This is a genomic window from Gemmobacter caeruleus (assembly GCF_008271655.1).
In the GTDB taxonomy this organism is placed as follows: Bacteria; Pseudomonadota; Alphaproteobacteria; order Rhodobacterales; family Rhodobacteraceae; genus Gemmobacter; species Gemmobacter caeruleus.
The window spans coordinates 424550-436943 of the sequence record NZ_VKKX01000022.1; the positions used below are offsets into that span (position 1 = coordinate 424550).

The window sequence follows — 12394 nt, forward strand, 5'->3', positions numbered from 1 at the left end:
CCTGCCCGATCACAGGAGCCAGTCATGCGTTTTCCCCGTTTCACCGCGGCCCTTGCCGTATTTGCCATCCTGCCCGGCATCGCCAAGGCCGAATTCCTGGGCGGTCGCGCCGAGGTGAGCCATTCGATGTTCGTCAATGACGGCAGCCTGGCCAAATCCACCGCCGGGGTGCAGCTGGAATGGGGCTTTGGCCCGGGCTTCGTGACGCAGACCGACCTGTCGCTGAGCGGGCTGCATGCGCTGGATGACACGGCGCTGAACATCACCACCCACCTGGGCTGGTCCTTCGGCGAGATGGGCACCGCCGGCCTGTTCTATGGCTGGGACAAGGTGGTGGGCAGCGAAGATTTCTACGGGCTGGAATATGCCCGCGCCCTGGGCGGGACCGAGGTTGAGGGCTTTGTCGCCATCATCGACGAACCGGGCAGCAATGGCACCATGGCGGGCCTGTCGGGCCGCATGGCGATGAATGACCGGATCGGGCTTGGCGCCTCGGTCGATTACATGTCGTCGGACAATCTGGCCGATGGCACGCGCATTGGCCTGAACGGCGATTACACGCTGGGCGCCTCCACACGGCTGCGGGGCGAGCTGGGGCGTGTGAATGCCGATGACAATGCCGGCAATTCGGTGAACGAGACCTATGTGAAGCTGGGCGTCGATTTCCGCTTTGGCCAGAAGGGCGGCACCAGCTTTGGCACGCGGTCGCTGTTCAACTTCCTGCCGGGGATGTAAGGCGGCGGCGCGGGCCGGAAACGGCCCGCCTATTTGCGGCGCAGGCGGATCACCACATCGACGCGCGCCAGTTCGGTGCCTTCGGGCAGGGTCGGCAGGCGCGCGATCTCCAGCTCCTCCGCCGGGGCGTCGGTCAGGAGGGCGCTGTCTTCCCAGAAGAAATGCGGGTGGTCATCCATGCGCGTGTCGAAATAGCTGCGCGCGCCATCCACCACGACCTCTTGCATCAGCCCGGCCTCGCAAAACGCCTTGAGCGTGTTGTAGACCGTGGCAAGGCTGACCTTTTCGGGGCCGCTGGTGGTGGCGGCGAACAGGCTTTCGGCGGTCACATGGCGGTCATGGCCATCGCCGACCAGCAACCGGGCCAGCGCCATGCGCTGTCGCGTCGGGCGCAGGCCACCACGGGCCAGCCAGCCCGTCGCGCGTTCCGTCGCCATTTCCTCGGTGATCGCCGTCATCCTGCGTGTCCGCTGCTGCATATCGCGCAAATCTAGGCGTTCCACTGCCGAATTTCAAATGCAAACCCGCGCGCGGTTCAGTTCGGGGCAGGCGCAGCCCCCGGCAACAGGCGCCCCAGCGGTTGCCAGACCCGGATCGTCAGGGCCAGCGTGCCCGCCGCCGCCAGCCAGATCGGCGCCTCCAGCGCGCCGATGCGACCCAGCGGCCCCTCGCCCCAGCGGATCACCTGCCCAGCCAGCAGCGCCCCCACCGGCATCATGCCCCAGGCCAGCAGCCGGTACAGGCTGTTCACCCGCCCGCGCAGCGCATCCGGCACCAGCCGCTGCCGGGTCGAGACCGAGACGATGTTCCAGGTCGTGCCCCAGAACCAGGCCATGCCCAAGGCAAGGCCCAGGGTCATGGCCCCCGGCGCGACGGTCAGGAGGGCAAAGCAGGGCGCGCCCGACAGGCAGGCCACGCGCATCAGCGGCACCGTGCCCATGGCCCGCACGACCCGTTCCCCCACCAGCCCCGAGGCGATGCCCCCCAGTGCCGCCGCGGCCAGCACCAGCCCGTAGCTCTGCGCGGGCAGGCCCAGCTTTTCCTGCGCCAGCAGCACCAGCGCGAACATGACCATGCTGTCAAACATGTTCCAGAACCCCGTGGTCACCGCCAGCATCCGCAAGAGCGGCGATCCCCGCAGATAGGCCCAGCCCTCGGCCAGTTCGCGCCGCCAGTTGCGCAGCGCCCGCGCCGCCGCCGGCCCGCGCCGGGTGGCGATGCGCGCAACCAGCGCCCCGGCCAGCAGATAGGCCAGCGCATTCACGCCAAAGGGCAAAGGCAGCGCCAGGCCCAGCAGGCTGGCGCCCAGGGCGGGGCCGATCAGCGCGTTGCCGATATTCTCCACCGTCCAGAGCCGGGCATTGGCGCGTTCCAGATCCGCCGGCGCGACGATGGCGGGCAGAAAGGATTGCGCGGCATTGTCGCGAAACACCTCGGCCACGCCGACGGTCAGCGCGGCCAGACAGAGCGCGGCAAACAGCGGGACCGAGCTGACCCCGGCCGCCGGCGCGGGCGGCAGCGGCAGCGCCCGCCACAGCGCCAGCGCCGCCAGCGCAAAGCCCGCGGCGCGCAGCGCATCCATCGCCACGATGATGCGCCGCCGGTCATGCCGGTCGGCCAGCAGCCCCGCCGGCAGCGCGCAGATCACCCAGGGCAGGCGCAGCGCCACCGGCACCAGCGCGATCAGCCCCGCATCGCGCGTCAGCAGCGTCGCCACCCAGATCCAGGTCACCGTCGCGATGCCGTCGGCCAGATTGGCCAACCCCGTCGCAGCGATAAAATACCGCAAACCCTTCATCTCGCACCTCTTGCGGCCCTTTTGCCGCCGCCCCTACCCTTGCCACGGCCAAAGCCGGGGTGATAGAGGAAACCAAAGGGCGCCTGCACGGGCATGACGCCCGGTCATGACGAGGGGGCGGGACAAAATGGCGCTTTATCCGGCAAGCTTCACCAAGGACGACTTGTTGAAATGCGCGCGGGGCGAGTTGTTCGGGCCGGGCAATGCCCAGCTTCCGGCGCCGCCGATGCTGATGATGGACCGCATCACCGACATTTCCGAAGACCGGGGCGAACATGGCAAGGGCCATGTGGTTGCCGAATTCGACATCACCCCCGACCTGTGGTTCTTCGACTGCCATTTTCCCGGCAACCCGATCATGCCCGGCTGCCTGGGCCTTGACGGGCTGTGGCAGCTGACCGGCTTCAATCTGGGCTGGCGCGGCTGGCAGGGGCGCGGCTATGCGCTTGGCGTGGGCGAGGTCAAGCTTACCGGCATGGTGCGGCCCGACCGCAAGATGCTGACCTACAAGGTCGATTTCACCAAGGCCCTCCAGACCCGCCGCCTGACCATGGGCGTGGCCAACGGCATCGTCGAGGCCGATGGCGAGGTCATCTATCAAGTCACCGACATGAAGGTCGCCCTCTCGGCCTCCTGATCCCGGAAGGAATGAACACCATGCGTCGCGTCGTCATCACCGGCATCGGTATCGTCTCGCCCATCGGCAACAATGCCGCCGAGGTGGAAGCCAGCCTGCGCGCCGGGAAATCCGGCATCGTCTTTGCCCCCGACTATGCCGAACACGGCTTCCGCAGCCAGGTTCACGGCATGCCGCAGATCGTGCTGGAAGATCATATCGACAAGCGCGACCTGCGCTTCATGGGGCCGGGCGCGGCCTACAACTTTCTCGCCATGCAGCAGGCCATCGCCGATAGCGGGCTGGACGAAGGCGACGTGTCGAACGAACGGACCGGGATCATCGTCGGCTCGGGCGGGCCTTCGACCTCCAACTTCTTCCAGGCGCACAAGATCGTGGTCGAAAAGGGCGCGCCCAAGCGGATGGGGCCGTTCATGGTCACCCGCTGCATGTCCTCGACCAACTCTGCCTGCCTTGCCACGCCGTTCAAGATCAAGGGCGTGAACTATTCGATCACCTCGGCCTGCTCGACCTCGGCGCATTGCATCGGCAACGGCACCGAACTGATCCAGATGGGCAAGCAGGACATCGTCTTTGCCGGCGGCGGCGAGGAACTGGACTGGACGCTGTCCTGCCTGTTCGACGCCATGGGCGCGATGTCGTCCAAGTATAACGACACGCCCGCCACCGCGAGCCGCGCCTTCGACGCCACGCGCGACGGGTTCGTCATCGCCGGCGGCGGCGGGGTCGTGGTACTGGAGGAGCTGTCGCATGCCCTGGCACGCGGCGCGAAGATCTATGCCGAGGTCACCGGCTATGGCGCCACCTCCGACGGGCATGACATGGTCGCGCCCTCGGGTGAGGGCGGCGAACGCTCGATGCGGCTGGCGGTTGCCACGCTGCCGGAAGGCCGCAAGATCAGCTATATCAACGCCCATGGCACCTCGACCCCCGCGGGCGACGTGACCGAGGTGAAGGCCATCCGCCGCGTCTTTGGCGAAGGCCATGTGCCGCCGATCTCCTCGACCAAATCGCTGACCGGGCACAGCCTGGGCGCGACCGGGGTGCATGAGGCGATCTATTCACTGCTGATGCTGCAAGGCGATTTCATCACCGCTTCGGCCAATGTCACCCAGCTTGACCCGGAACTGAAGCCCGAGGAAATCGCCACCACCTATCGCGAGAATGTCGGCATGGATTCCGTCCTGTCGAACAGCTTTGGCTTCGGCGGCACCAATGCGACGCTGGTGATGAGCAAGTATCGCGACTGAGCGCAGGTTTCGGGGCCGCCGCGCCCCGATTTTTCGACGAAAAATCGTTTGACGGAGAAGGCCATGGCCGGATTGATGGCAGGCAAGCGGGGCCTTGTGATGGGCGTTGCCAATGAACGCTCGATCGCCTGGGGGATCGCCAAGGCATTGGCGGATGAAGGGGCGCAACTGGCCTTTTCCTATCAGGGCGAGGCCTTTGGCAAACGGGTGGAACCGCTGGCCGCCTCGGTCGGCAGCGATGTGCTGGTCGATGTCGATGTGACCAATGACGAAAGTCTGGATGCCTGCTTTGCCGCGCTGAAGGACCGTTGGGGGACGATGGATTTCCTCGTCCATGCCATCGCCTTTTCCGACAAGAACGAGCTGACCGGGCGGTTCATCAATACCAGCCGGGCGAATTTCAAGCATTCGCTGGATATTTCGTGCTTTTCCTTTATCGACGTGGCCCGCCGCGCCGCCGAGATGATGCCCGAGGGCGGCAGCCTGATCACGCTGACCTTCCAGGGGTCGAACCGCGTGACACCGAATTACAACGTGATGGGCGTGGCCAAGGCCGCGCTGGAAAGCGCCACGCGCTATCTGGCGAATGATCTGGGTCCGCAGGGCATTCGCGTCAACGCCATCTCGCCCGGGCCGATGAAGACGCTGGCCGGGGCCGCCATTGGCGGGGCGCGCGCCACCTATCGTCATACCGAACAGAATGCCCCGCTGCGCTCCAACGCCACGCTGGAGGCCGTGGGCGGCACCGCAGTCTGGCTTTGCTCCGATTACGGCGCCTTTACCACGGGCGAAGTTGTGCGGGTGGATGGGGGCTTTCACGTCCTCGGCATGCCGCAGGCCGATAATCTCTGAGGGATCGGCGCCTGAACAGGAATTTCGTGATGCGGGTATCCCCAGTACCCGCATCACGGATCGGAAGGCCGGGGGGATGCTCCCGGCCTTCTTCATTGCATCGCGGCGATCATGCCACCGGATGCAATCGCAGGCCATGATGGCACGGGGGCGCGCGAAAGGCGCGACTGCCATCCGGGAAACAGGCCGAAATCGTCAGGGAAGAACTGGAGCGGGTAGCGGGAATCGAACCCGCCCCATCAGCTTGGAAGGCTGAGGCGCTACCACTACACCATACCCGCCGCTCTGACCCCCGCTTATCATCGGGCTGGCCGGATCCGCAACCCCCCGGGATGGTCGCGCGGGCCATATTCGATCAGACCAAGGTCCGGTGACAGTGCCCGAACATTGCCGGATGATGGGGTGGCGGAGGTCTGCCGCCCCGGCGCAAAGGTCGGGCCGGGATGGGCGCGGGGCCGGGCCCGTGTCACCACGGAAAGGCCCCGTCACTTCCGGCGGGCCAGGACCGGAGACGACGACCATGACCAAGACCCCTTTCCCCGCCCCGCTTTTCCCGCTTTCTCGTCATGGGGGCGTATTGCTGGCGCTGGCCACGCTGATGGCCGCCACGCCGCTGTCCCTGCGGCTTGATCCGCAGGACGGCACCGTGACGGTGCAGGCCAGCATCGCCGAGGCACGGGGCGGCCATGACGATTCGGGTCGCGATGATCGGGGCGGGCGCGATGACCGCCGGGACGATCGCAGCGGCGATGACCGGCGGGGCGGCCGCCATGGTGCCGATGATGACAATGACGACCGTGCCGGCCATCGCCGGGGGCGCAGCACCGATGACCATCGGCCCGATGACCGCCGTCCGCGCGGCACCGCCACCCGTGCCGGTCGTCAGGTGGTGGAGATCGAGCGCAGCGCGGGCCACATCGAGGTGCACTATGCGAATGGCTGGAAGGAAGAGATCGAATTTGGCATTTATGAACGCAAGAACCCCGCCGGCCGCACCGTGACCCGCCGGACCGCCACCACCGCCGATTACACCCGTCTGAGAGGCCTGCGCTGAACTGCCATGCTGGAGCGTCGTCTTTTCCTGCTGACACTGCTTGTGGGCCTGCCGATGCAGGGGCTGGCGGCCCCGGCATGGGCACGGGGTGGCAATGATGGCGATGATGACGACGACGACGATGATGACGACAGTGGCTCGGGCGGCGGGGGTGACGACCGGGGCGACGACGATGACGACGATGTTGATGACAAGAGCGGGCCGGGCGGTGGTGGGTCGGACGATGATGACGACCACGATCACAGGTCCGATTCGCGCCGCGCCAGCGACCGCCCTGACAGCCTGCCCCGCCTGCCCGAAGGCGTGATCCGCCTGTCGCGCGATGGCAGCCGCGAACAGATCCGGCGCGGGCAGTATCAGCGCAGCAATGCCCGTGGTCAGCTTGTGGAACACCGCGCCGCCACCGCGACCGATCGCAACCGGCTGACCCGCCGCGTCGATAGCGGCTTTGCCGCGCTGATCGACATTCGCCCCGGCAAGATCACCATCACCGACAGCGCCGGCTGGCGCGAGGAGTTTGGCGCGCGGCGCTATCGGCTGTTCGACCCGCGCGGCAATATCGTCAGCCGCCGGCCGCTGACCACCGAAGACACCGCGCGGCTGCGCCAGATGATCCCGCGCTAGCGCGGCTTCAGATGTTCGCGCGCCAGCACCGCCGCCTCGACCCGATTGCGCAGATGCAGCTTTTGCAGGATCGAGGTCATGTAATGCTTGACGGTCTTTTCCTGCAAATCCAGTGACAGACCGATTTCCTTGTTGCTGCGCCCCTCGGCGACCAGCCGCAGGATATCTTCCTCGCGTTTCGACAGATCGGCCAGCGGATTGGCCTGCCGGGCCGCCGCGCCGCCATCGCGTATCGCCGCCAGCAGCCGCGCCGCCAGCACCGGCGAGACATAGCTTTGCCCGCGCGCCAGATCCTTGACGATGCCGATCAGGTCGCGCGCACCCACGCCCTTCAACACATAGCCAAGCGCCCCGGCCTTGAGCGCCTGCATCACCTCGTCATCCTCTTCGGAGGCCGTGAGCATGGCGATGACCGGGGGCTTGGGCAGGGCGCGCACCTCACGCAGCGCGGCCAGACCGCCGCCCCCGGGCATGGAAATATCAAGCAGCAGAAGATCCGGCGACAGGCGCCGCGTCAGTTCCACCGCCGAGGGCGCGTCCTGCGCCTGCCCCACGACCGACAGGCCCGCATCCTCCATCAGGCTGCGCGCCACGCCCTCGCGATAAAGCGGGTGGTCATCCGCGATGACGATCCTGATCTGGTCCATTCCGTCCCTCATGCCGATGCGGGCGTCAGCGTCATGCGCAACTCGGCCCCGCCCCCGGGCCGGTTCGCCATGGTGAAGGTGCCGCCCAGGGCCTCGATCCGGTCGCGCAGCCCGGCCAGGCCCATGCCGTCAGAGGCGGCCGGGTCGGCCGGCAGGCCGGGGCCGCGATCGCTGACGGTCAGCACCAGCTGCTCGCCCTGCATGACCAGCGTCACCGCCTGATCCTGCCCGTCGGCATGGCGCCAGGCATTGTTCAGCCCCTCTTGCACAAAGCGGTACAGGCAGGTCTTTTCGGCCACGCCCAGCACCGGCAGGCCGGTGTCGTCGCAGCTGACGGCGACCGGCGCGCCGCTGCGCGCGGCATGGGCCTCGGCCAGGCCCTGCACGATGTCGCAGGCATTGCGCGCCGCGATATCGGGCAGCGCCACCCCCCGCGCGATGGAGCGCAGTTCGCGGATGCCATCCTTGACCGCGCGTTCCACTTCTTGCAGGCGCTCGGTCGCGCTGTCGTGCACCGGCATTCCATCCAGCCGCAGCGCCGCATAGCCCAGCAATTGCGCCGGCCCATCATGCAGATCGGCCCCGATCTGGCGCATCACCTGATCCTGCGCCGCGGCGACCCGCGCCGCCGCCCCCTGCACCCGCAGCCGCAGCACGCGGTTATGTTCCGACATTTCGGCCAGCGCGGCGACCTGCCGTTCCAGCTCTGCCCGCTGGCTGGTGATCATGGCGCTGCCGCGCGCCACGATCCCCCACAGCGCCAGCGCGATGCCGCCAAAGACGGCGGCCACGGTGGCCCAGCTGCGTTGCTGCGCCAGGGCGATATCGCCGATCAGCCCGTCGGCCCGTTCATAGAATTCCACCACGCCGATCACCCGGCCCGACCAGACCTCGCGGATGGGGCTGTAGATTTCCAGCAACTCCATCCCCAGCGAGGCCTCGCCCACGTTTTCGGCCGCGTCCAGCGCCGAAAGCTCGGCCGATACCTCGCCGCCCCAGGCGGCCTTGAGGTGATCATCCACCGCAAAGCGCTGTCCCAACAGGCTGTGATCCGAGGCATCGACCACCAGCCCGCCCTTTTTCCAGATCTTGTATGACACCACCCTTTCGCCCAGCGAGGTGGCCTGAAACACCTCGTCCAGCGCGCGATGCGCCAGCGGGCTCAGCTCATCGCTGGCGGCCAGATCCTGACTGAGCGGCGAGATGAAGCTTTCCATGTATAGGGCGGTCGCGTTGGCCCAGTTGCGGATCACCGTCTCCTCGATCCGCGCGGCAACCCATTGGCCGACGACCAGCATCGCGACCAGCATGACCACGCCCCCGGCCAGCGCGAATTGCGCGGCAAGCGAAAGGCGGCGCCAGAAGGTGATTTGGCCAGTCATGCCCCTGTTCTAGCGCGCCTTTCGGCGGGCGCATACGGGCCAAGGTCCGAAGATCACTTCTTCTTGGTGGCCTTGCCATCCGCGGCGGCAGCTTCCAGCGCGGCCAGACGGGCAGACAGCGCCTCATTCTCCTCGCGGGCCTTTTGGGCCATGGCGCGCACGGCGTCAAATTCCTCGCGGCTGACGAAGTCGCGATCGGCCAACCAGCGGTCGATCAGGCTTTTCATCGCGGTTTCGGCCTCGGTCTTCGCGCCCTGCGCCACGCCCATGGCATTGGTCATCAGTTGCGAAATGTCGTCGAGGATCTTGCTGCGCGTCTGCATGGGCCTACTCCTGTGCCATGCTGCCTATATGCGGTGCCGGGGCGCCGCCCGCAAGGGCCGGGGGCGGGTGGCGGCGGTTGACAATGCCGCAGCCCCGCCCGACAACCGGGCCAGTTCCGCCCGCCGGACCCACCCCGGAGACCCGCATGTCCAGCCTGCCCTTCCCCGGCCTCTCGCCCGAGATTTTCGCGATCGACCTGTTCGGCCTGCATCTGGCGCTGCGCTGGTATGCCCTGGCCTATATCGCGGGGCTGCTGATCGGCTGGTGGCTGGTGGCACGCGCGATCCGCACCCCGCGCCTGTGGTCCGCCGCGCCGCCACTGAGCCCAGAGCAACTGGACCGGCTGCTGACCTGGATCATCCTTGGCGTGGTGATCGGCGGGCGGCTGGGTTTCGTGCTGTTCTATCAGCCGGGCTATTACCTGTCGCACCCGTTCGACATCCTTAAAGTCTATGAGGGGGGCATGTCGTTTCACGGCGGCTTCCTCGGGGTTGTCGTGGCGGGGCTGATCTTTTGCCGGCGCGAGGGGATCGCGCTTTTGCCGATGGCCGATCTGCTGGCGCTGGCCGCGCCGCCGGGCCTGCTGCTGGGGCGGCTGGCGAATTTCATCAATGCCGAACTGTGGGGCCGCGCCACGGAGATGCCCTGGGGCGTGATCTTCCCGACCATGTGCCACGACCCGGCCGCGCAGGGCTGCCCGGTGCCGGGGCAGTGGTTCCTGACCGGGGCCGAAGTGCCGCGCCACCCCAGCCAGCTCTATGAGGCGGGGCTGGAGGGGCTGCTGCTCGGGCTTGTGCTGCTCTGGCTCGTCTTCGGGGCGAGGAATGCGCTGCGCCGGCCCGGCCTGATCGCCGGCATCTTCTTTGCGGGTTACGGTCTGGCGCGGTTCACGGTCGAATTCTTCCGCCAACCGGATGCGCAATTCGTGACACAAGACAACCCGCTGGGCCTTTATCTGCAACTGGGCGGTTACGGCCTGACCGCCGGGCAATTGCTGTCGCTGCCGATGATCGCGGCGGGGCTGTGGTTCGTGATCCGGGCGGCGCGTCGTGACCCCGCTTGAGGCGCTGCTGATCCGGCGCATCCGCGCTACCGGGCCGATCCGGCTGGCCGATTACATGGCCGAATGCCTGCTGCACCCGCAGCATGGCTATTACACCACGCGCCCGCCCTTTGGCGCCGAGGGCGATTTCACCACCGCCCCCGAAATCAGCCAGATGTTCGGCGAATTGCTGGGGCTGGCGCTGGCGCAAGCCTGGCTCGATCGCGGGGCGCCCGCGCCCTTTACCCTGGCCGAACTGGGGCCGGGCCGGGGCACCCTGATGGCCGACATCCTGCGCGCCACCGCCCGCGTGCCCGGCTTTCACGCCGCCGCACAGGTGGTGCTGGTCGAGGCGTCTCCCGCGCTGCGGGACCGGCAACGCGCCACGCTGGGCACCCATCCTGTGGCCTGGGCCGACACGGCAGGCGCCCTACCCGAGGCGCCGCTGTTCCTGATCGCCAACGAATTCTTCGACGCCCTGCCGATCCGGCAATTCACCCGCGATGCGGCCGGCTGGCGCGAAACCATGGTCACCGCGCCCGACCGGCTGGCCTTTGCGCGCGCCGCGCCGGCGCCGATTGCGGCGCTCGATCACCGGCTGGCCGATACCAGCCCCGGCGAGGTGGTGGAGATCTGCCCCGCCGCCGCCCCGATCATGGCCGAGATCGCCTCCCGGATCGCCCACCATGGCGGCGTCGCGCTGATCGTCGATTATGGTGGCTGGCGGTCGCGCGGCGACACGTTCCAGGCCCTGCGCCACCACGCCTTTGCCGATCCGCTGGCCGCGCCGGGTGAGGCCGACTTGACCGCCCATGTCGATTTCGAGGCCCTGGCCCAGGCCGCTGCCCCCTGCGCCGGCGCCTGCGTCACCCAGGGCGCGCTGTTGGCCGCGCTTGGCATCGCCGCACGCAGCACCGCGCTGGCCGCCCGGCTGACCGGACCGGCGCTTGAATCCCATCTCGCCGCCACGCGCCGCTTGACCGACCCCTCTGAAATGGGGACGCTGTTCAAAGCGCTCGCGCTGCATGCCCCCGGAACCCCGCCCCCGCCCGGATTTGCCTGACCCATGCCCCATGTCGCCCAGATCGAGATCATCACCTCTGACGCGCTCTCCGGCGTGCAGCACGGCTTTTTCACCCGCAAGGGCGGTGCCTCGTCCGGCATCTTTGCCGGGCTGAACTGTGGCACCGGATCGACCGACATCGCCGAGGTGGTGCAGATCAACCGCGCCCGTGTGGCCGAGGCCATGGGCACCCCGCCCGCCCGGCTGATCACCGTGCATCAGGTGCATTCGCCCGATGTCGCGGTGATCGAGGGGCCGCATGACGGCCCGGTGCCGCAGGCCGATGCCATGGTCACCGCGACGCCCGGCCTGGTGCTGGGCATCCTCACCGCCGATTGCCAGCCCGTGCTGTTCGCCGATCGCGACGCGGGCGTGGTGGGCGCCGCCCATGCCGGCTGGCGCGGCACACGGGACGGCGTGCTGGAGGCGACGCTCGACGCGATGGAACGGCTGGGTGCCCGGCGCGACCGGATCACGGCGGTCATCGGGCCGACCATTTCGCAGGCGGCCTATGAGGTCGGGCCGGAATTCGTCTATGGTTTTCTGGATGATGACCGCGAAACCGCCCGGTTTTTCGCCCAGGGCGAAGGCGACCGCGCGCTGTTCGACCTGCCCGGCTATGCGCTGTGGCGGCTTCGGGCGGCCGGGATCGGATCGGCGGAATGGACGCGGCATTGCACCTATCGCGACCCCGCGCGCTTTTATTCCTATCGCCGCACGACTCATGCCCGCGAGGCGGATTACGGGCGGCTGATTTCCTGCATCCGGCTGTAACCGGGCGCCGCGAATTGTGGCGAAAACAGGGCGCGGCGCGCGAAGGGCGCAACAATCGGCGCAGAAGATCGGCATTGTCGCCAATGCCGCCTCGGCTTGCGCCGCAGCCGGCCCCGCCGGCCCCGGGTCGGAAAATGCCACATTCCCCGCCCAGCCTTGCCGCAATGGCCTGTCATCCTTCTCTCAAGCCCGAACGGGTCACCACACCGAGC

The 12394-nt window shown here is 67.8% G+C and carries 14 protein-coding genes and 1 tRNA gene; 9 read left to right on the forward strand and 6 right to left on the reverse strand.

Going from position 1 to position 12394, the window contains the following annotated elements; translation table 11 throughout:
* Window positions 1–24: 24 nt before the first annotated feature.
* Window positions 25–735, forward strand: a complete 711-nt coding sequence (locus tag FOA17_RS09000) for a porin (RefSeq protein WP_149141135.1) — start codon at window positions 25–27, stop codon at window positions 733–735.
* Window positions 736–764: 29 nt separating this feature from the next.
* On the opposite strand, the gene irrA is transcribed toward FOA17_RS09000, so the two are convergent.
* Both irrA and FOA17_RS09010 read right to left on the reverse strand, forming a co-directional pair.
* On the reverse strand, window positions 765–1193 hold the full coding sequence (irrA, locus tag FOA17_RS09005) for an iron response transcriptional regulator IrrA (protein ID WP_149141136.1): 429 nt from the start codon (window positions 1191–1193) through the stop codon (window positions 765–767).
* A 77-nt stretch (window positions 1194–1270) separates the two neighbouring features.
* Complete coding sequence (locus tag FOA17_RS09010) at window positions 1271–2533, reverse strand: MFS transporter (protein ID WP_149141137.1); 1263 nt, start codon at window positions 2531–2533, stop codon at window positions 1271–1273.
* 127 nt (window positions 2534–2660) lie between these two features.
* Here FOA17_RS09010 and fabA point away from each other — a divergent pair, with 127 nt between their 5' ends.
* The 3 genes from fabA to FOA17_RS09025 all read left to right on the forward strand — a co-directional run bounded on the left by fabA (window position 2661) and on the right by FOA17_RS09025 (window position 5272).
* A complete protein-coding gene (gene fabA, locus FOA17_RS09015) occupies window positions 2661–3170 on the forward strand; it encodes a bifunctional 3-hydroxydecanoyl-ACP dehydratase/trans-2-decenoyl-ACP isomerase (RefSeq protein WP_149141138.1) in 510 nt (169 codons plus the stop codon).
* A gap of 20 nt (window positions 3171–3190) precedes the next feature.
* Window positions 3191–4420, forward strand: coding sequence for a beta-ketoacyl-ACP synthase I (fabB, locus tag FOA17_RS09020; protein ID WP_149141139.1), 1230 nt, complete (start codon window positions 3191–3193; stop codon window positions 4418–4420).
* A 63-nt stretch (window positions 4421–4483) separates the two neighbouring features.
* Window positions 4484–5272, forward strand: coding sequence for an enoyl-ACP reductase FabI (locus FOA17_RS09025; protein ID WP_149141140.1), 789 nt, complete (start codon window positions 4484–4486; stop codon window positions 5270–5272).
* 207 nt (window positions 5273–5479) lie between these two features.
* On the opposite strand, the gene FOA17_RS09030 is transcribed toward FOA17_RS09025, so the two are convergent.
* A tRNA-Gly gene (locus tag FOA17_RS09030) sits at window positions 5480–5553 on the reverse strand.
* Window positions 5554–5792: 239 nt separating this feature from the next.
* Between FOA17_RS09030 and FOA17_RS09035 the strand changes: the two genes are divergently transcribed.
* Together FOA17_RS09035 and FOA17_RS09040 are read left to right on the forward strand one after the other, a co-directional pair.
* A complete protein-coding gene (locus tag FOA17_RS09035) occupies window positions 5793–6326 on the forward strand; it encodes a hypothetical protein (RefSeq protein ID WP_149141141.1) in 534 nt (177 codons plus the stop codon).
* A 6-nt stretch (window positions 6327–6332) separates the two neighbouring features.
* Complete coding sequence (locus tag FOA17_RS09040) at window positions 6333–6950, forward strand: hypothetical protein (protein ID WP_149141142.1); 618 nt, start codon at window positions 6333–6335, stop codon at window positions 6948–6950.
* Here the strand turns inward: FOA17_RS09040 and FOA17_RS09045 are convergent.
* The 3 genes from FOA17_RS09045 to FOA17_RS09055 are packed head-to-tail and all read right to left on the reverse strand — an operon-like array spanning window position 6947 to window position 9302.
* Window positions 6947–7597 carry a response regulator gene (locus FOA17_RS09045; RefSeq protein ID WP_149141143.1) on the reverse strand — a complete coding sequence of 217 codons (651 nt, stop codon included), beginning with the start codon at window positions 7595–7597 and terminating at the stop codon, window positions 6947–6949. The genes FOA17_RS09040 and FOA17_RS09045 overlap by 4 nt on opposite strands.
* Before the next feature lie 8 nt (window positions 7598–7605).
* The gene (locus tag FOA17_RS09050) at window positions 7606–8979 is read right to left on the reverse strand and encodes a sensor histidine kinase (protein ID WP_149141144.1); all 1374 of its coding nucleotides are present in this window, start codon (window positions 8977–8979) and stop codon (window positions 7606–7608) included.
* A gap of 53 nt (window positions 8980–9032) precedes the next feature.
* Window positions 9033–9302 carry an accessory factor UbiK family protein gene (locus tag FOA17_RS09055; protein WP_149141145.1) on the reverse strand — a complete coding sequence of 90 codons (270 nt, stop codon included), beginning with the start codon at window positions 9300–9302 and terminating at the stop codon, window positions 9033–9035.
* A gap of 146 nt (window positions 9303–9448) precedes the next feature.
* Between FOA17_RS09055 and lgt the strand changes: the two genes are divergently transcribed.
* From lgt to pgeF, 3 genes are read left to right on the forward strand one after another with little or no spacing between them, the layout of a single operon-like run.
* Complete coding sequence (gene lgt, locus FOA17_RS09060; protein WP_149141146.1) at window positions 9449–10366, forward strand: prolipoprotein diacylglyceryl transferase; 918 nt, start codon at window positions 9449–9451, stop codon at window positions 10364–10366.
* Window positions 10353–11408 carry a class I SAM-dependent methyltransferase gene (locus tag FOA17_RS09065; protein WP_149141147.1) on the forward strand — a complete coding sequence of 352 codons (1056 nt, stop codon included), beginning with the start codon at window positions 10353–10355 and terminating at the stop codon, window positions 11406–11408. The genes lgt and FOA17_RS09065 overlap by 14 nt, the downstream gene beginning before the upstream one ends.
* 3 nt (window positions 11409–11411) lie before the next feature.
* On the forward strand, window positions 11412–12182 hold the full coding sequence (gene pgeF, locus FOA17_RS09070; protein WP_149141148.1) for a peptidoglycan editing factor PgeF: 771 nt from the start codon (window positions 11412–11414) through the stop codon (window positions 12180–12182).
* The last annotated feature ends 212 nt before the right edge of the window (window positions 12183–12394 follow it).

Coding starts and splice junctions, on each gene's coding strand:
- FOA17_RS09000 (WP_149141135.1), top strand. CDS start 25: ATGCGTTTTCCCCGTTTCACCGCGGCCCTTGCCGTATTTGCCATCCTG.
- irrA (WP_149141136.1), bottom strand. CDS start 1,193: ATGACGGCGATCACCGAGGAAATGGCGACGGAACGCGCGACGGGCTGG.
- FOA17_RS09010 (WP_149141137.1), bottom strand. CDS start 2,533: ATGAAGGGTTTGCGGTATTTTATCGCTGCGACGGGGTTGGCCAATCTG.
- fabA (WP_149141138.1), top strand. CDS start 2,661: ATGGCGCTTTATCCGGCAAGCTTCACCAAGGACGACTTGTTGAAATGC.
- fabB (WP_149141139.1), top strand. CDS start 3,191: ATGCGTCGCGTCGTCATCACCGGCATCGGTATCGTCTCGCCCATCGGC.
- FOA17_RS09025 (WP_149141140.1), top strand. CDS start 4,484: ATGGCCGGATTGATGGCAGGCAAGCGGGGCCTTGTGATGGGCGTTGCC.
- FOA17_RS09035 (WP_149141141.1), top strand. CDS start 5,793: ATGACCAAGACCCCTTTCCCCGCCCCGCTTTTCCCGCTTTCTCGTCAT.
- FOA17_RS09040 (WP_149141142.1), top strand. CDS start 6,333: ATGCTGGAGCGTCGTCTTTTCCTGCTGACACTGCTTGTGGGCCTGCCG.
- FOA17_RS09045 (WP_149141143.1), bottom strand. CDS start 7,597: ATGGACCAGATCAGGATCGTCATCGCGGATGACCACCCGCTTTATCGC.
- FOA17_RS09050 (WP_149141144.1), bottom strand. CDS start 8,979: ATGACTGGCCAAATCACCTTCTGGCGCCGCCTTTCGCTTGCCGCGCAA.
- FOA17_RS09055 (WP_149141145.1), bottom strand. CDS start 9,302: ATGCAGACGCGCAGCAAGATCCTCGACGACATTTCGCAACTGATGACC.
- lgt (WP_149141146.1), top strand. CDS start 9,449: ATGTCCAGCCTGCCCTTCCCCGGCCTCTCGCCCGAGATTTTCGCGATC.
- pgeF (WP_149141148.1), top strand. CDS start 11,412: ATGCCCCATGTCGCCCAGATCGAGATCATCACCTCTGACGCGCTCTCC.